Source organism: Nostoc sp. (assembly GCF_036917555.1).
GTDB lineage: Bacteria > Cyanobacteriota > Cyanobacteriia > Cyanobacteriales > Nostocaceae > Nostoc.
On record NZ_JBALDD010000003.1, the window covers coordinates 1 to 19,360 of the forward strand.

A 19,360-nucleotide genomic window follows, 5' to 3' on the forward strand; every position below is an offset into this window, starting at 1 on the left:
TATTAATTTAAGCAAGAGCCTTTTTGGACGTTCACTCTCAGTAATATATATGTACTGTTAAATGGCGATCGCTGTGCCAGTTGCGTAAGTCCTGAGTGAATTACTATTACGGCTGGTAAACATCATTGCTTTAGCTTCCGAATAAGCCGTTTTCTAGCTTGTAATTACTAGAAGCGATAGCCTAATCCGGCTTGGAAGCTGACGGCATCAGCATCACTATTTCTGTAAGCGTCAATACCCCATTTAGTATCGCCGTAGGCAATGACATTTTTGCTAACTTCTGATTCAATCCCAAGGGTGACTACAGGTGAATTCCGATTGCCCAATGGGGTTTTTTGACCTTCGTCAGTTACAAAGGAATAACCACCACCGAAGTAAACGTTAGTATTTTTGGCGATGGGTGCATCATAAGTCACTATGGGCATAATTGCAGCAGCATCACCACCATACAACACAGAACCCCGCAGTGAAACAGGGGCATTGGGAACGGCATATCGTCCTTGAATATTACCACCAATTTGTGCTTCATCGTTTTCTTGTCCGCCACTGGTTGCACCAACAGCAACACCAGCACCGATGTAGTTACCGTTAGTACCTGCTGTTTGAGCAGATGCAATGCCGGCTGAGAGGACAATGGAAGTAACAGCAAAGAAAGAGGCAGCTAATTTTGTAAGTTTCATAAAGTTATTCTCACTAGAGTTAGGTAAAATCAATGTTCTCTAGTACTAGAATCTCTTTTTTTACAAAATGTAACCTCACGCACCTGGTTCACCCAAGTGGCTGAATTATTTCTCACCCACCTGGGTGTAACAACTGAAATATTTAGATAACAGTTATTTCTTCAAAAAGCGCTGACGTAGACGAGATATAAAAATATTCACCTCTGGTATTTTCAGGCATGAAGCGATCGCCGCAAACACCGCAATTCCCACGAAACCAGATACACACAATTGCAACACCAGAATCAGTAAACCAGTTTTACCTAACAACTGCTGAGAACCAATCAAAGTCCCATAGCTTGCTACCCCAGCAACTACGCTACCAGCAGCCAAACCCAGAATCGGCAAACTCCACTCGCGCCAAGGTAAACCATTGAGTTTGCGATCGAGCAACCATAACAGCATTAACATTGAGCTGCAATTTACACCCACTGTTGCCAATACCAAACCGGGAGCGCCAAAAGGTTTAACCAAAAACCAATCTAATATGATATTGAGTAAAATGTTGAAAATACTGATGCGAAAAGGTGTCTGTCCATCGCCTAAAGCATAGAATACCCGCACCAAAACATCACGCCCCAAATAAACAAACATCCCAATTCCATAAGCGACTAGCAAGGATGAAACTAGCTGTGTGGCTTCTGGCTTGAAAGCACCGCGCTCATATACCACTTGCACAATGGGTACAGATAACGACACCATCAACGCCCCTAGCGGTAGCATGGTGAAAGCAGTGAGTAGGAGTCCTTGGCGAATCCGTAATTTTAAGTCCTGCCAATTTTCGGGGCCAGCAAGTTTGGCAAATATTGGTAATAGAGGTAGCAAAATAATATTAGAAATAATCCCCAAGGGAGTTTGGACTAATAGATTGGCATAGTTAAATCCCGCCGCCGCACCAGGGATAGGACTAGCAAAATAAAGGTCAGTAGCAACATTAATAGGCATCATTCCAGAGGAAACTGTTGCCGGAGTCATGATTTTAATGACTTCTTGAACGCCAGGAGATTTAAAATCAAACCGCAGGCGTAATGTGCCCAATCCTAACCGCCACTGGACAATTAGCTGCACTAACCACTGGAGAATTGCTCCTGCCAAAGTTCCCCAAGCTAACACCATTCCCCCGATTAAAGCGTACTCTGGCTTAATAATGTCCTTGCCCAGTTGCATTGCTAAGATAGCAAGACCGCCAACAACGGTAATACTGGATAATAAAGGGCTAATAGAGAGTAACCAATATTGATTGGCTGTATTGAGAGTACCAAAGCCAATGCCAATTAAGCCGGCAAATAAAGCCATTGGTGCCATAATACGGAGTTGTTGAATGGCGATCGCTCTGGTTGTTTCTTGCAAACCATGACCGACTAAATCAACGATCGCATCTGCAAATAGAACTTGAGCCACTGTCACCAGCAACAGCACTCCACCTACCAGTGTTGTCACGGTTTCCACTAGGGGAGCCACTTCTTCTCGCCGACGCTTGGCTAAAACGCTGACGAGCGCACTGTGTAATGGCCCATTTACGCCACCAAGTAAGATCAGTAGAAAGCCAGGGATAATATAGGCATAACTATAGGCGGTGGCAGCAGCACCAACACCAAATGCGGCAGCGATCGCTTGCTGCCGCACTAAACCGAAGACTTTACTAATTAATGTGGCTGCGGCAACTATGCCAGCAATTCCAGCGAAAGAACGAGAGGGTTTTTGATCTTGTTGTGTCACGAATAATACCCGACAACTCTTGCAGAGTGCATACTTTAAAACATTTAACCTGAAATTCCGCAGTCTGTCAGGTAAATTTTGACAAATTAGTAATTTTAAATGCCTACGCCAAGGGCAAGGCGATCCCTACGGCGGGCTACGCCTACCCCCAGAATTAAATTCCTGAGATTGCTATGATACAGCGAACACGATTCAAAAGGGGTCAAATCGCTTTTTTGATTTGTCCCTGCAACACTAACTTAGTCATGTCCTTTGTTGTGTACAAGCCAAGAATTATTTTTTAACTCATTACGAGGATAGATCGAGAAAGGGGAACTATAACAATAACCATCTTCTGGGAAATAGTTGAACACTGTAAAAATTTGATTTGCAGTTTGTCATACTTTTGACACCCTTTAACCCTATGAAGTTTGGTATGAGGAACCCTTGTATAAAAACTACATAATCCAGAGCAATGGAACCCAATTCAAATTTCACGGAAAATCAACTTCTCTTGTCCAGCGCTCAACTTCAAGAGCAACTAGAGCAACAAAAGGCTTTGGCGAGTGTAATTGTCCGAATTCGGGAGTCTCTTGACTTAGAAACAATTTTTCAAACGACTGTTACACAAGTGCGTCAGTTGCTAAATACTGACCGAGTAGCAGTCTTCCAGTTCGACCGTGAACAAAACTGGGAGGGAGAATTTGTTTCTGAGGATGTCGCACTTGGCTGGGACTCAGCAATGGCAGTAAAAGTTTACGACCATTGCTTTGGAGAACAATTTGCTGCCAATCATCAACAAGGTCGAGTGCAAGCAGTAGCAGATATTTACAAGGCGGGACTGAGTGATTGCCATGTGGCAATTTTGAGTAAATTTCAGGTACATGCCAACCTCGTTGTCCCTCTATCGCGCCAGAAGGAACTGTGGGGATTGCTTTGCATTCATCAGTGCAGTGAGGCTCGTGACTGGAAAGAATCAGAAATTGAGTTTATTCGTCAAATTGCTGACCATCTTGTTGTTGCGATTCAACAAGCAAAGCATCTCCATGAAGTCAAATTGCAAGCTGCAAAATTGGCTCAAGCAGTTCAGCGCGACCAAGTAATAGCTAAAATTGTCGATGAAATTCGCTCACCCCTTGATATTGAAACCATCTTTAAAACCACAACTCAAGAAATACGCAAGCTGTTGCAAGCTGACCGAGTTGCCATCTTTAGCTTCAATCCCGATTGGAGTGGTAACTTTGTTGCTGAATCATTTGCGGAAGGCTGCACTCCTTTAGTTGGCGTTCAGCCTGCGATCGCTGATACTTATTTAGAACAGACGCAAGGCGGGCGTTACGTTAATAACCAGACATTTACAGCCAATGACATTTACCAAGCCGGATTAACAAACTGCCATGTCACTCTGTTGGAACAATTTCAGGCAAAAGCCTTTGCTACTGCCCCTATTCTCCAAGGAGATGAACTTTGGGGAATCATCGCTGCCTACCAAAATGTCTCACCCAGAGAGTGGCAATCTTATGAAGTCGAATCACTGAGCAAAATCGGCACACAAATTGGTGTAGCAGTGCGACACCATAAGTTACTGGCATATGCTCAGTACCAAGCAGAGCAACAAAAGACATTAACTAGCGTCATTACTCGAATTCGGGAATCCCTAGATTTAGATACAATCTTCCAAACTACTGTCACCGAGGCACGGAAAATGCTGCAAGCAGACAGAGTGGCTGTCTTTCGTTTTGACCCTCAAAAAAATTGGGAAGGGGAATTTATTTCTGAGGATTTTGTGCCTGAGTGTAACTCGGTAATAGCAGAAAAAGTTTATGATTATTGCTTTGGGGAACACTTTGCACACCTTTACGCCCAAGGTCGAGTAAATGCGATCGCTGATATTTATCAAGGAAAGTTCCCTGGTTGCTACGTCCAAATCCTAGAAAAATTTCAAGTGCGGGCAAATATGGTCGCACCTCTATTGAAAAAAGGTGAACTTTGGGGATTGTTGTGTATTCACCAATGCACCGCTCCTCGTTATTGGCAACCCTCTGAAATTGAATTTACCAGTCAAATAGCCGAACAATTGGGAGTTGCATTAAAACAGGATTCTTATTTAAAGCAAGTTCAAATGCAGATTGTCCAGTTAGCAGAAGCTACTGAACGTGAAAAAGCAATGGAACGGCAAGAACTGCTGGCTGCAACCATTGATAAAATCCGCCAGTCACTCGATATTAAAACTATTTTTAGAACCACTACTCACGCTGTACGAGAGTTACTTGAAGTCGAGCGAGTTGCAATTTACCGCTTCAACCCAGATTGGAGCGGTAAATTTGTAGCAGATTCCTTTAAAGATGGTTGGAAACCTGTTGTCCAACCCCAACCAATGATTATACAAACTTTTGAGGACACCGACGATGATAACGAACTTCCGCGTAACGAAACCTTTGTTCCAATTCGGGAAGGTGAAAAATTATGGGGATTATTAGTTGCTTATCAAAATTCGCAACCACGTTATTGGAAAGAAGAGGAAATTAATTTACTGGCTCAAGTTGGGGTGCAATTAGGAATTGCGATTCAGCAAGCAGAATTACTCGAGCAAACTAAACGTCAAACCTTAGAACTTACTCAGACTTTGCAAGAATTAAAACAAACTCAGACCAGGTTAATTCAGGGTGAAAAAATGGCAGGATTAGGACAACTACTTGCTGGAGTCGCCCATGAAATCAACAATCCTATCAGTTTTATTTTTGGCAATCTTATCCATTTAGATGAATATACTCAAGAACTGCTAAAGGTAGTGAAACTTTACCGTCAAAATTCCTCAATATTGCCAACTATCCAAGAGCAAATAGACAAAAGTGATTTGGACTTTCTCATCGAAGATTTACCCAAAACCCTTGAGTCAATGAAAGTAGGAACAGAGCGGATTTGTGATATTGTGCTATCACTACGAAACTTCTCTCGTACAGATGAGGCTGAATTGAAGCCAGTAGATATTCATGAAGGCTTGGATAGTACTTTGCTGATTTTAGGGCATCGCCTTAAAAACAATAACGATCGCCCAGCTATTGAGATTGTTAAACAATATGATAGTTTACCTTTGCTCGAATGCTATCCTGCACAATTAAATCAAGTATTTATGAATCTTTTGAGTAACAGTATTGATGCATTAGAAGAAAAGTTTAACACTATACAGCAGAGGTATTTGAAATTATTACAAACGTGTCCGAGAATACCCTTGATTATCTGGATTAATACGCAAGCTATTAATAACCAGATTGTAATAAAAATAGCTGATAATGGTCTTGGGATTCCAGAAGAGGTGCGATCGCATATATTTGATCCCTTCTTCACTACTAAAGCACCAGGTAAAGGTACGGGGTTAGGATTGTCTATTAGCCATCAAATAGTAGTTGAAAAACATCATGGTCAAATGAAATGTTCTTCTAAACCAGGAGAAGGAACAGAATTTTTGATTGAAATTCCCAACAGTAATTAGAGGCGATTGATTTTTGACAATTTTCAGTCAATCTTAAATAGGGGAGCCAGGGCTTACTCCGTTCCCCGAAAGCCTCATAACTGCCATTGCGTGCGTTATGCCATTAGACTAATCCACCAACGCCTGAATCAATATAATTTATTTATTTTCTTTATAGTTTAGGATCATTTTTTGGGATGCGATCGCAGAGTTGATGTTGAGAAAGTGGCAGAATTAGTATAAACAGCTACTAATTGGAAACGAGAAAACTTTTGATCGTCTTAACTATTTCTTGTTTCTCTTCAAACCCAGAACTATAGCCCCCAGAATTATAGGAACCAATCAAAAGTACGCTTTCACCAGATTCTAAAATTAAGGTAAATCGAGGATCTGTGATATGTTTGCCAGAATTAAAGCTTTTAACTTTAATATCAACAATTTCATTCAACGAATACACCAAAACTACTTTTCCCAATTTTCCAAACCATTTATAGCGGCTGATATTTAAGCTATTTGACTCTTTATCAAAATTAAAGTCGATAAATGAACCTGACGCTATAATTAATAAACCTAATAATAAACAAAATATGGTTATGCCAATTGCAGCATAGCCGACTAAAGTATCATCTTGCTTAACTACTAAACTTTTTTTAAAGGTTGTACTAAGAAATTATTAATTTTTAATATGATCAACTCCGCTTCTTCGGAAAAATAATCACTGTAAGTAGTTCATCTAAACGGAATACTTTCTGTTTTAGTTAATAACTGAACTTGATATTTATATATTATTTTTCCCTCTTTATCAGTTGTAGTTTGTTTTTATAAACGACTTCCAATTAATCCAGAAATTTGTTTTTGGCTTTTTTGATAACCAAAAAAGTCAAATTCTATCAGTTGACATATAATTTTTGATGACTTTTGCTGAATATTTGAAGTATCTATATTTTGTAAAATACGGTTACAATCAAGTTGTGTGACAGGTAGAAACATAAAAATAACATATAAATAAATTATACCTATTTATCCAATAAAGAACCCAATAAATCTAAGTAACTTTGGTTGAACAATAAACTTAAGCTTATTTTGTGTTTGCTCATAAATTTGTATATTTTTATCTCTGACCAAATCCCAAATTAAAATCAAATCGATAGCAAATAATACATAGTTTAATAAAGAATTTGTATTTTCCATTTTTTTGCAAAAATGTCTCTGTTTTTATGCTCAACGCGGAGATTCTTTACTTACAACCCAAACTATCTCGCGTTGACATACCCGTAACTGGATTTACGCCATCGGCTCGTTCACACAGCAGCGACAGTTGATAGCGGTCAATTAAAGCATCGGTAAAATCAGCACCAGTGACATCAGCATCGTAAAAGCGGCTGCGTGTTAAAGTTGCTTCAGTAAAGATAGCATTTTTCAGGTTAGCACCATCCATAGTGGCGCGATCAACTAAAGCGCCGCTCAAGTTCGCATCTTCCAAATTTGCCTTTAATAAAACTCCTTTAGTCAGAATTGCGTTGGTTAAATTCGCTCCTTGAAAATTCGTCCCCCGCATTTCTGCTGCGACAAAAGTTACACCTGCCAAATCAGCATGAGAAAAGTCACGATTTTCTAAATTTATATTGTTGTAATTAATTGTGTTTAATTGAGCAAAAGCCGGTTTGGGATTAAGTATTATCCACCCAAAGGCTAGTAGTAAAATCACAATCAAACCTAAAAGGCGCAGTAAAATCTTTTTCATAACTTTATTATTTGTCAGTAGTCCTTTGTCATTAGTCCTCTCTTACAAAGTTTTGAGCGGAGGTTTCCTCCGCTCAAAACTTTGCGCTTTGTGATTTAAGCAATAACTAATGACTAATGACTCTTGCCTATTTCCAATCTTTCCCAATGCGGATTGTCAGATCGGATTCTAAATCACCAATGGCAGACACCTCAATTTGACCCAAGCCTAAGACTTTTTGCAAATCAACCCCAACTCGTCGGTTGCCTTTTTGGACAATAATCTGAGTTTGACGTTGGGTATCTGGCCAATCAGGCACTTTGTAAATATTATTAAAGCCTTTCTGTTTGAGATAAGCAATAACTTTTTCAGTTAGCTGAGGTTGATTTGAAGCATTTTGAATAGCAATTTTGAGGTTAGGAACCTGACGCATATCTGATTTTAGACCAGGTACATTTACCCCAACATAATCATTCAACAGGCTCTGTTGTCCAGTCATATTCAGCCAATAGCTATCAGGGTCTTTGCTAAAGCGGCTAAAGGTACCAGGCAACACAGTCATTTGGAAATTATCCCGATCTAGGTTGAGTCCGAAATTGACCAACGCCATCATTTCTTCCATCTTCAGGTTGGTATCAAAATATTTTCGCATTAGGCGAGTTAATTGAGGCAACCTGGGTAAGACGGTAGGACTATTTAAGCGTTGCAGCAGAGCTGCTGTTAGTGCTTGCTGACGCTGCACTCTCGGCAAATCTCCCAAACCTGGTTCGCGGAATCGGGCAAACTGTTCTGCTTGTTCGCCGTTGAGGGTTTGCCAGCCACTAACTAAATTAATCGACAGCCGACTGCTGGAGTCTTTATATTCCATTGATTGGGGAACAAAGACTTCTACTCCGCCTAACTGATCGACTAACTGCCGTAAGCCGCTGGTAGAAATACGGATGTAACGATCAATTGGGGCGTTATTTAAGGTACGGCTAACTACCCGTGCAGCCAAGACTGGGCCGCCTTTGGCATTGGCATCAGATACCTTAGTTAATCCCTTTTCTCCCTTTTCGGGGATGGCTATCATTGTATCTCTGGGAATGGAAAGCACCCTTACAGATTTTTCACTAGGGTTCAGTCGTACCAGCAGCATGGAGTCACTTTTGCCTGCAAAGCTTTCTGGTGAGCCATCAACGGTACCGCTGACTGGTTCAATCCCCATGATTAAAATATTCATCGGACGTGAAAGCTTGTACTGGGAAAGTTTGCCCCATAACTCCCCTGGTAATGGGATTTTTACTTCGTCTTTAGCAGTAGTTCCTAAATCGTCATCTGTTCGATCTAGATTGCTCCATAAAGGAGTCCACAGCGCTAACGTTGACACCAGCAGCCCAGATAAGATGATGCCAATGACAACCGTCATAAACCATAACAGCCATCGAGGCATGGTTAAGCCCAGTCTCTCTGAAAGCTGATTGGGAATCGCGCCCACAGATTCGACGACGCTACGGTGGTTCGGATTCGCTGGCTGGTTTAGTTCAACCTCCTCCTCTGAGTCGGCTACTGGTACTGGCGTTACTTGATTTTCTGTCCGTTGAAGTTGCGACGATCGCACGTCACTTTCAAACTCTACTACTTGTTGAGACGTAACCGGATTTTCCGACCATTCGACTTGTTTTATCACAATTATCTCCCCACTCAACCACTCCCTAAAAGTATGTTAATCCAAGCTACAAATATTGCCAGTGGAAAAGCTCACTGTAAACTTGTAATGTTCTTCGGTAGGCGTGTATGACAACATGAATACTTTATTGTTCCCCGTAATCCTAGCTGGTGGTAAAGGTGAACGTTTTTGGCCCCTAAGCCGCAAAGACCGACCCAAGCAATTTTTAAGTCTTGATGGTAGCTCTAGAAGTCTATTACAAGCAACCGCCGATCGATTGATTGAACTCGGTGGCGGTTGGGATTCCTTGTGGGTTATCACTTCTAGTCAGATAGCTGAAGGCGTAAGACAACAACTACCCGATTTACCAGTTGAAAACTTGCTGATTGAATCGGAAGGAAGAGACACTGCCGCAGCCGTTGCTTGGACAAGTTTAGAAATCAAACAGCGCTATGGAGAAGACGCTGTGATTGGCTTTTTCCCTGCTGACCACTGGATTGCTGACCAAGAGGCGTTTGCACACACATTAAATGCAGCTACGCAACTGGCAACAAGCACAGCAGCGATCGTTACACTGGGGATCAAGCCTACTTTTCCATCAACCGGTTACGGCTACATTGAGCAAGGTGAAAAAATAGGTAGCTTTAATGAGTTGCCAGCTTATCACGTGAACCGTTTTACTGAAAAGCCCGACCGGGAAACGGCAGAGACTTTTTTATCTACGGGACGTTTTAGCTGGAATAGTGGAATGTTCGTTTTTCGGGCAGGGGTTGTTCTCAAGGAACTATATACCCATGCTCCAGAAATTATCGAACCTTTAGAACAACATGGTCTTGATATCTATCCCCAGTTGCCTAAGAAGAGTATAGACTATGCGTTAATGGAAAAGACCACTCTAGCATACGTTTTGCCAGTTGATTTTGGTTGGGATGATTTAGGAGATTGGAATGCGATCGAACGCTTACTGAAAACAGAAGAGACTCCCAATGTGGAACTCGCTACTCACGTAGGTTTAGATACGCAAGGGGCGATCATTTACGCCTCAAATCCAGAAGATGTAGTTGTTACTATTGGTTTAGAGGATGTGGTGATTGTGCGCGATCGCAATATCACTCTCGTTGTTAAAAAAGAACGTACCCAGGAAATCAAGCAGATCCTTAAAATTCTCCAAAGCGATTCCCGATTTACTGACCTGCTATAAAAGTTAGAACCCTTGGCAGAGGCGAAAAAGTCTATTTTCCCATTATAACTTGACTGTCCGTTATTTTATCTGACAGTTATGGACATTATTAACTTTGAGCCTCTGGCCAAGACAATGGCAATCGATTCTATTACTGCCTATCAAAAATATATTTCTCCGTCCAAAGGTTTTTCTTGTTCCCATCGCTTATTACACGGTGGGGATTCCTGCTCTAATTACGTCAAGCGAATCCTGAGTGAACAGAAGCTCCACCAAGCCGTACAATCATCCTTAAAAAGATTTCAAGAATGTGCGGCAGCTAGCAACACTTTAACAAGCATGAAAACTAGAGCCGATTTCCGTTGTATTGTCATCCCCTGCTGCCTACCTCTTTAACTCCTCTGCCTCTTGGCAGTTTTTTACAAAAATGTTCCTCACCCAAACTGTTCCCCGTCAACGAGAAATCCTTGAAGTCTTCCTTCGCAATGGCTGGGACTATATGCGAAGGTTACTTACTGGTGGCAAAGCTGATGAACCTCAACTTCCAACACCTGCGGTTTTAAAAAATATTCTGGTAGATTTAGGCCCAGTTTACGTTAAACTTGGTCAGTTAATGTCTACCCGCCCTGACTTACTGAGCGCCTCCTATATTGAGGAATTGTCAACTCTACAAGATGAAGTACCACCAGTTCCTTGGTCAGAAATAGAAATAATCCTTCGTAAAGAATTAAAACTTTCACTAGCAGAAACCTTCAGCACAGTTAACCCGATCCCAGTCGCAGCCGGATCAATTGCCCAGACACATCGAGCTACACTAGCAGACGGTCGAGAAGTCGCTTTGAAAGTGCAACGTCCGGGAATTGATCTGACTATTGCCCAAGATATTGCTTTAATTCAAGGTATTGCCGATTTAGTGGCGCGAACTGATTTTGGGCAAACCTACGAAATCAAATCCATTGCTGAAGAATTTACTAAAGCCTTAGAAGCCGAGTTAGATTTTACACGGGAAGCGGGTTTTACAGACCAACTGCGGCGCAACTTATCTCAGAGTCGTTGGTACGATCCCACACAAATAGTGGTTGCAGAAATTAACTGGGAATTGACCACAGCAAAATTACTGGTGATGGAATGGTTGGATGGAGTGCCGTTCCTGGCAGCGGATTTGGATAATGACCCCAACGTTAAAGATCCTGCCGAAAAGCGTAAAGAAATAACTACTTTGTTATTTCGGGTATTTTTCCAGCAACTATATATTGATGGCTTTTTTCACGCCGATCCCCATCCAGGAAACTTGTTTTATCTCAAAGATGGGCGTGTCGCTCTCTTAGATTGTGGCATGGTGGGAAGACTCGATCCCCGAACACAGCAGATATTAACGGAAATGTTGTTAGCGATCGTTGATTTAGATGCTCAAAGGTGCGCTCAGTTAACTTTGCAGCTATCAGATTCTGCTCAACCAGTAATTTTGTCGCGGTTAGAAAATGATTATGATCGCATGTTACGTAAGTATCACAACGTCAGCCTCACACAAATAAACTTCAGTCAGATAATTTATGAAGTTTTACAAGTTGCCCGCAACAATAAAATTAGGTTGCCTAGTAATATGGGTTTGTATGCCAAAACCCTAGCAAATTTAGAAGGAGTAGCGCGGACATTCAACCCAGAGCTTAATTTTTTTGATGAAGTCAAACCATTAATTACAGACATATTTCGTCGCCAGTTAATAGGGGATAATCCTGTGCGATCACTATTACGGACAGCCTTGGATATTAAAAGTCTGTCTCTCCAATCTCCCCGCCAAATTGAACTATTATTAGACCGAGTTACCTCAGAAACCTTACAGTGGAATCTCTCGCTGCGGGGTTTAGATGGTGTACGGCGCACTATGGATGATGCGGCTAACCGACTATCTTTTAGTATTTTAGTGGGTTCGCTGATTATGGGTGCGGCAATTATTTCTACCAGAGCGCAGACAACTCAGCTATCTTTTTTAAGCACTATCCTGTTTGCAGTCGCTAGTTTATTGGGTTTGTGGTTAATTATTAGTACATTGCGATCGGGACGTTTACGGTAAAATAATTTTTAATTTTAAATTTTGGATTTTAAATTGAAGGAAAAATCTAAAATCTAAAATCTAAAATCTAAAATTGAATGACTCCTAGTGTTTTCATCCTCACCGGAGGCGGAGCATCTCCGGCTTTGCACCAATACCGTACATATCAATCCGTTACCAAGTAGCATAGTAACACTTGAATTATTTCTGCCAATTTTCTTAAGCTTGTTGGACTTCAGGTTTGGCTTTGGTACTGCGCGGATCATTTGTGAAAAATTGTAGGTTGGGTTAAGCAAAGCGCAACCCAACAAAGCCTCATAAATGTTGGGTTTCGTTCCTCAACCCAACCTACAGAGTTTAAGCTTTTTGGTGCTAACCCAAGCGTATTGCTGCGCAAATGGGGTACTTTCAGAGTCGCATTCAGCTTTTAGCGTACAATTTTATAGTTCAACATAGGTTTGCATTGTCGCTTTTGCCACAATTGTTATTAACTAAATAATACTCCTGCAATACTCGTCAATTCCATAATTTTCTCAAACTGAAAATCATGAGCTAAATTCCTAATAAAATTTTGCAGTACAGCATTTTCTGAAGGGATTTGCTCAATTAATTCTAAAATCAGGTCATCACTACATTGAGCTGCGGCAGTGTACAACTGTTTTACCCATTCAGGCGACATTTCAGATAATAGATTCACTAAATCCGTGAGCGTCAATATTGATTTTGGTCTTTGTTGCTTTAGGTTTGTTAGCTGATAGCTTTCTTCTTGATAAATATATTGAACTCCCAAATATTCGCTCAACTTTTCTAATAATTCTTCCTCGCGGAAAGGCTTGTTAATATAATCATCGCAACCCGCTTTGATTATTGCCTCTCGTTGTTCTTCAAAAGCATTAGCAGTTAAGGCAATAATAATAGTCTTCCAATTGGGGATTTGGGATTCGGTATTTTGGCTTGAAGTTTCTTCTCTAGTTTTAATAACTTTTGTGGCTTCGTAGCCATCCATAATTGGCATCCGCATATCCATTAAGATCAGATGTGGTTGCCATGTCTGCCAAAGTGCGATCGCTTCAATGCCATTTATTGCTTCCTGGACTGCAAAACCGATAGATGTCAGAATTTTCATTAGCACTAAACGGCTGTCTGTGGAGTCATCAACCACTAAAATACGGTATTCACTTTGAGCAGGCGCTAAACTAATAACTTGGGGTCTAGTTTGTTTGATCTGGATTTCGCTGGCTGCGGCTAGACCAAATTGAATATCAAAAGCAAATTTACTTCCCTCGCCAATAGTGCTGGTGACGCTAATATCTCCTCCCATTAGTTGCACGTATTTGTGGCTAATTGCTAAACCTAGTCCTGTTCCCTGTTGCGATTTTCTTCCGGTTTCAGTTTGCCCAAAAGCTTCAAATAGCAAGTCAATTTCTTGTGGGGCAATACCGCGACCAGTGTCTTGTACCTCGAAGGTTAGGGATTGGGCATGGGGCATTGGGCATGGGGCATTGGGCATTGGAGATTGAGGATTAATTATTCTCCTCTGCTTCCCAGCCTCCCCTGCTCCTCTGCTCCCCAATCCCCAGTCCCCATCCTCAGTCCCCATCCCCACCCGCAGCGTTACCCTTCCAGTATCGGTAAATTTGATTGCATTTCCCAGGAGGTTAAGCAATACTTGACGCAGTTTACTTTCGTCAACTTGGATGTACTGGGGAAGGTGAGATGTATATTCAAAAACTAATTCCAATCCTTTGGAGGTGGCGCGGAAGCGCAACATCTCTTCGAGGTTTTCCAAGAGGCGAATTAAGTCAAAACTGTTGAGATTTAAGGTTATTCTACCAGCTTCGATTTTAGACATTTCCAGAATGTCGTTGATTAAATTTAGGAGATGTTCGCCAGCACGATTGATAATTGCTAGATTTTGCTGATGTTCAGTTGATAAATCACGATCATGGCTCATGACTTGGGTAAAACCGAGGATGGCGTTGAGTGGGGTACGCAGTTCGTGACTCATGTTGGCCAGGAATTCGCTTTTGGCACGGTTAGCAGCATCAGCAATGATTACAGCTTCTTGCAATGCTTGTGACTGCCTTTGAGTTTGCGCTAGCAATTGTGCCTGCTGTAAAGCAACACCCAACTGATTGCCAATTTGAACTACGATGTTGATTTCTCCTGGTTTCCATTGGCGGGGATCGGAATTTTGATAACTCGCTAGTAATCCCCAAAGCTGACTACCATGTAAAATCGGAACAATAATGTAGGCTTTGGCCTGAAAGCGCTCTAAGAGGTTGATATAAGCAGGATGAAACTCAGCATTGTAAATGTCTGGGACACAGAGGAAACTTGCGCCTGGGGTTACTTGCAGATCGGGATATTCCACCTGCTTATCCCCGCTATCCAAAATTTTCGCTAGGCAACGCCCATCTTGTAAAACACCTTCTGTGAGATGAGGGTCATTGTTGTGTTCTTCTATGAGAGAAATCCAACCGTTACCCACTGATTCAGAAACAAATTCCCCATTCAAGTCGGGATTGAAACGATAGACAACAACCCGATCGCAGTTGAGTACTTGGCGTAATTCTTCGGTTGTAGCCGCAAATATCGTCTCTAAATCCAGTGTTTGGCGCATTCTTTGAATCACTTGAGCGATCGCTCTTTCTCGCTCTGCACTCTCACGTAAGGCTTCTTCTGCCAATTTTCTCTCAGTAATATCTGTAATTGTACCGATGTAGCCTTTAAGTTCTCCATTATCTCTAAATTCTGGCAAAGCCTGACAAATTACCCAGACGACTGTACTATCATCATGCAAGAAACGATGTTCGTACTTATAGGTTGACTTGGCGACTGTTGCTTGATTCCATGCCAACAATAGCTGCTCACGGTCGTCTGGATGTACGGCATTTGCCCAACCTGTTCCTAGAGAATCTTCTAAACTACATCCAGTAATTTCACTCCAGCGTTGATTAAAATATAAAACATTGCCATCCACATCAGTATGAAATATACAAGCTGGTGAGGCTTCTGCTAGAAGCTGATATCGTTGCTGACCTGACTGCAAAGCTAGTTCTGCCAATTTGCGATCGTTAATGTCTGCCCAATAACCAACGCATTCTATAGGGTAGTCAGCTTCGTCACGAATTAACCTCATCTTTTCGTAGAACCAGTGATAAGTTCCGTCAGCGTGTAACCAGCGGTATTCATAGGAAATGCACTCTTGCTCAACAAGGTGGGAAAATTTTTCCGAGATCAGTTCAATATCTTGTGGATGCACGCGATAAAGCCAAAAACTGGAGTTATCGATAAATTCCCGCGCTTCGTAGCCCACCATTTCTTTAACGTTTTCACTGATAAAAGTAGTGCTAAAATCCTCTGATGTTTTGCTGCTATAAATGACTACAGGGCTAGAGGTAAGCAGATATTGTAGGCGTTCGTTGGCTAAACGTATTTCTTGTTCGACGCGTTTGCGTTCGCGTAGCGCTGCATGTAGTTCGCTAATTTCTACTAAAACTGTGCCGACACCGGAGGGGCGATCGTCTTCACCAACAATCGGAAAATAAGAAGCTAAGAAGTGGCGGATAATATTTGGTTGTTTAATTGATGCGCTGCTCAATTCTTGATTGATAATGGGTTCACCAGTCACCAGAACCTGTTGATAAATTGGTTCCATTAAAGGGGCGATGTGGGGTAAGACTTCATAGATAGTCTTGCCAATATGATCTTGCTGGGGTAATCCATTAATCTCCGCTAGCAGTTGGTTGATCTGCACAAACCGCAGCTGGTTATCTACAATATTCATGCCGACAGGAGCGCTGCTAAAAAAGGCATTGAGACGAGCTTCTCTGAGTGCTAATTCTTGTTCTAGGGTTTTGCGCTCAATTAACCCACCTAACTGAGCGGCAACAGCACTGACTAGCAAGAGCAAACGCCGATCTACCAATACTGAGCTACGTTTAAAAAATACTAAAACAGCTAATACTTGGCTCCCAGCCAGTATAGGAACACCAAAACCAGCTTTTAATCCTACCTTTGCGGCTTGTGGCGATCGCAAGAAAACTGGTTGTGTAACTTTAGAAACATCTTCTATCCATTCTGGTTCTTGACTCTGCCAAACTCTTCCTGGTAATCCCACTCCTAGAGCAAATTTTACCGTTTGGCTTTGCTGGCAAAATTCTTCTAAACTGCTTTCCTCTCCGTACCAACCCAGACTATGTTCTAAAACAGTCCCATCTTCATTAGGTATCCATGCTTCACCAAAATCCCAGCCAATGGTGTGACAAATTAAGCGCAAGACCACTGCTAAGGCGCTGTTGACATCACTGGCGCGAGTGATCGCTTGGGTTGTCAACAGTAACAAACGGCTTTCATTTTCTGCCTGCTTGCGTTCAGTAATATCTTTTGCGGTTCCCAGTACGTACCATTGCCCATCAATCTCGATCATTTCTGCACTCAACAGTGTTGTCCTGATTTCTCCTGTTGAAGTGCAGACATCAATCTCATAGTTGCGGATAGCTTTTGTTTGTTGCAGGATGTTGGTGAGAAAATTATATTCTTCTGGATTCACCCAAATATGCAATTCTTCATCGGTGCGATCGATTACCTGAGAGCGAGAATAACCAAAAAACCGACAAAAGCTGTCGTTTACTTCGATGTAGCGTTTGCCCTGAACAGTAATTAAGGCAATTGGGTCAGGAGATGACCGGAAAGCTGACGCTAACTTTTCTTCAGAAGCCCGTCGCGCTGCTTCTGCGCGTTGGCGTTCTTTTGCCTCTAATACCAAGGATACTAAATTACCCAGAGAGCGAGCGAAATTTTGGTCTTCTAGCGTCCAATGATGAGTAACTCCCACTGCCTCCAGACATAAAACTCCTACGGTCTTTCCCTCCAGCCTAACGGGTGTATCGAGTATAGAGGTGATGTTTAATCTTGAGTAAGAGGCAGAAAATTCTTTAGTTCTGGGATCGGTATGAGCATCATCTGCGGCGATTGGTTGGTTTTGTTGCAAAGCTGCAAAATAAATTGGATAGTCTACCGCTGATAAGAAAAGTCCTTCGCTATGTTGATTGCGACTGCCCTCAAATAAATCAAAACACTGGATTTTCATGCCTGTTTCGTCATACAGCCAGACACTAGCTCGTTCCATGCCAATATTCTTAACCGCTGTTTCCGTGATTTTACTCAAAGCTGCTTTCAAATCACCCTGATAAAGCGTCTGATTTTGTGCCAATTGTGTTAGCACTAGATTATGATTGCGGAGCTTAATCGCGCTTTCTTGGAGTAATTTCTCTACCCCTCGGCGCTGTGTAATATTACTAGCAGTGCCTGTCATGCCTATAACCTGACCTTCTTCGTTGCGTAATGCGATCGCATTCAACATTAGATAAAGTAAGGTACCATCTTTAGCTACACAGGTAGTTTCATGCTGAAAGATAGACTTTCCCTGAAGAACACGCTCAAAGGCTACTTTATCTTGAGCAACTTGTGTAGGTGAGATGAAATCAATTAAGGCACGCCCGATCATTTCTTGGGGTTCGTAGCCATAAATCTGTTTGACTGCTGGATTGACAAAGGTAATTACTCCATCAATGTCCACCGACCAGATCATGTCCTGGGATGTCTCCACTAGGAGCCGATACTGACTTTCACTCTTCTTGAGGGCGGCTTCGACTGCAAGGCGTTCGCTTTGATAAACTTCTCTACAAAAGGCTTTGCTAATGCTAATGGGAATTTCTTTAAAAATATCTTCTATTTGTCTGTTGCGAATATTGAACTCAACTGTAATCTGTTGACGCTCTTTAATCTCCTGTTGCAGTTGGGAATTTTTTTCTTTTAACTGTTTTTTCAGTCTTTGGAGAGTAAGTTGATTTTGGACGCGTAATAAAACTTCTTTAGTTTGAAATGGTTGAGTAATATAGTCAATATTGCCTAAATTTAAGACGTTTATTTTTTCAAAAAAATCATCGAAAATTCCGAAAAGAATTATCGGAATCTCTTGAGTTTGATCGTTAGCTTTCAAATATTGACATACTTCATAATCATCCCTCTTGATAATGAGAACATTTAGCAAAAGCAAATCTGGGGGAGAAGCAAGTGCCCTATTGATTGCCAATTGCCCAGAAATGATACTTTCTACCTGATAACCTTGGTGTTGAAAGATGTCTGATAAAAAATGTAAATTCTCTAAGTTGTCATCAACTAATAAAATTTTTATTTTTTGAGCATCCATATCAGTTACTAAGTTAATTTTCAATCAGGAAGAATTTCTTGAATAAAAGTGAACATGAAATCAGAAAGCAAAACTCTGTCACCAGATTGTAAATAAAATCATCGTCGCTTACAACCATACTTCAGCGCCAGGTGTATAAAAAAGTTGCAGATAAAGCAGGATAACTGTTTATATCATGTCCGCTTCATTACTTAATTAAATCCGAAGAATCCCAAACAGCCAAGGCTACGGTGTACACACAAGTCCTAAAAACCTAGCTTGATGAGGCTTGACTCGTTCCCAGTCTCCGACTGGCAATGCATTCATTGAGTCTCTGACTCAATGTCTGACTAGAGGTAGCAGCCCTTAATCAGCCATTGCCATGCTCTGTATAAGAACGAGATAATATCTGAGAACAATGGAAAATTGAGCTTTTTTCTACTTGTGTCTACACCGTAGTCCTTTGTATTGGGGAGACGCCAAAAACGTTAGCAGTCTTCCGTACGGCAAGCTACGCGCAACATCTTTGTCAATCTAACCCTTAGCATCGGGCTAGAGCTTCTAGCTAAAAGCGAATTTAATTAAATTTACATTACATAATATAGTTTAATTTATGATTGCCTACTTACTTTGACATTAACTATTCTCAAGCTTTTCATCCTTTTTTGTTT

10 protein-coding genes are annotated in these 19,360 nt (G+C 41.5%); 4 read left to right on the plus strand and 6 right to left on the minus strand.

Annotated elements, in window-relative coordinates:
- Positions 1-167: 167 nt before the first annotated feature.
- Positions 168-680 (minus strand): outer membrane beta-barrel protein, encoded by a 513-nt coding sequence (locus V7K60_RS00780; protein ID WP_334922148.1) that lies wholly within the window; start codon positions 678-680, stop codon positions 168-170.
- A 153-nt stretch (positions 681-833) separates the two neighbouring features.
- Positions 834-2,438, minus strand: a complete 1,605-nt coding sequence (murJ, locus tag V7K60_RS00785; protein WP_334922150.1) for a murein biosynthesis integral membrane protein MurJ — start codon at positions 2,436-2,438, stop codon at positions 834-836.
- 454 nt (positions 2,439-2,892) lie between these two features.
- Here murJ and V7K60_RS00790 point away from each other — a divergent pair, with 454 nt between their 5' ends.
- Positions 2,893-5,910, plus strand: a complete 3,018-nt coding sequence (locus V7K60_RS00790; RefSeq protein ID WP_334922152.1) for a GAF domain-containing sensor histidine kinase — start codon at positions 2,893-2,895, stop codon at positions 5,908-5,910.
- A 229-nt stretch (positions 5,911-6,139) separates the two neighbouring features.
- Here V7K60_RS00790 and V7K60_RS00795 read toward each other — a convergent pair whose 3' ends face one another.
- The 3 genes from V7K60_RS00795 to V7K60_RS00805 all read right to left on the minus strand — a co-directional run bounded on the left by V7K60_RS00795 (position 6,140) and on the right by V7K60_RS00805 (position 9,281).
- Entirely contained in the window at positions 6,140-6,364 is a 225-nt protein-coding gene (locus tag V7K60_RS00795; RefSeq protein ID WP_334922154.1) for a hypothetical protein, read from the minus strand.
- A 762-nt stretch (positions 6,365-7,126) separates the two neighbouring features.
- Complete coding sequence (locus V7K60_RS00800) at positions 7,127-7,633, minus strand: pentapeptide repeat-containing protein (RefSeq protein ID WP_334922156.1); 507 nt, start codon at positions 7,631-7,633, stop codon at positions 7,127-7,129.
- 127 nt (positions 7,634-7,760) lie between these two features.
- Positions 7,761-9,281 carry an LCP family protein gene (locus tag V7K60_RS00805; protein WP_334922158.1) on the minus strand — a complete coding sequence of 507 codons (1,521 nt, stop codon included), beginning with the start codon at positions 9,279-9,281 and terminating at the stop codon, positions 7,761-7,763.
- 115 nt (positions 9,282-9,396) lie between these two features.
- Here V7K60_RS00805 and V7K60_RS00810 point away from each other — a divergent pair, with 115 nt between their 5' ends.
- From V7K60_RS00810 to V7K60_RS00820, 3 genes are all read left to right on the plus strand, one after another.
- Positions 9,397-10,461, plus strand: a complete 1,065-nt coding sequence (locus V7K60_RS00810; protein ID WP_334922160.1) for a mannose-1-phosphate guanylyltransferase — start codon at positions 9,397-9,399, stop codon at positions 10,459-10,461.
- Positions 10,462-10,575: 114 nt separating this feature from the next.
- Positions 10,576-10,836: a membrane protein insertion efficiency factor YidD gene (gene yidD, locus V7K60_RS00815; RefSeq protein ID WP_334922162.1), complete on the plus strand. Its 261-nt coding sequence runs from the start codon at positions 10,576-10,578 to the stop codon at positions 10,834-10,836.
- 31 nt (positions 10,837-10,867) lie between these two features.
- Positions 10,868-12,514 carry an ABC1 kinase family protein gene (locus V7K60_RS00820; RefSeq protein WP_334922164.1) on the plus strand — a complete coding sequence of 549 codons (1,647 nt, stop codon included), beginning with the start codon at positions 10,868-10,870 and terminating at the stop codon, positions 12,512-12,514.
- 466 nt (positions 12,515-12,980) lie between these two features.
- Here the strand turns inward: V7K60_RS00820 and V7K60_RS00825 are convergent, their stop codons facing one another.
- Positions 12,981-18,710, minus strand: a complete 5,730-nt coding sequence (locus tag V7K60_RS00825) for a PAS domain S-box protein (protein WP_334922166.1) — start codon at positions 18,708-18,710, stop codon at positions 12,981-12,983.
- Between the last annotated feature and the right edge of the window lie 650 nt (positions 18,711-19,360).

Excerpts from the sequence above, each read along its gene's own strand:
- V7K60_RS00780 (WP_334922148.1), bottom strand. The coding sequence starts at position 680 with ATGAAACTTACAAAATTAGCTGCCTCTTTCTTTGCTGTTACTTCCATT.
- V7K60_RS00790 (WP_334922152.1), top strand. The coding sequence starts at position 2,893 with ATGGAACCCAATTCAAATTTCACGGAAAATCAACTTCTCTTGTCCAGC.
- V7K60_RS00800 (WP_334922156.1), bottom strand. The coding sequence starts at position 7,633 with ATGAAAAAGATTTTACTGCGCCTTTTAGGTTTGATTGTGATTTTACTA.
- V7K60_RS00810 (WP_334922160.1), top strand. The coding sequence starts at position 9,397 with ATGAATACTTTATTGTTCCCCGTAATCCTAGCTGGTGGTAAAGGTGAA.
- yidD (WP_334922162.1), top strand. The coding sequence starts at position 10,576 with ATGGCAATCGATTCTATTACTGCCTATCAAAAATATATTTCTCCGTCC.
- V7K60_RS00820 (WP_334922164.1), top strand. The coding sequence starts at position 10,868 with ATGTTCCTCACCCAAACTGTTCCCCGTCAACGAGAAATCCTTGAAGTC.
- V7K60_RS00825 (WP_334922166.1), bottom strand. The coding sequence starts at position 18,710 with ATGGATGCTCAAAAAATAAAAATTTTATTAGTTGATGACAACTTAGAG.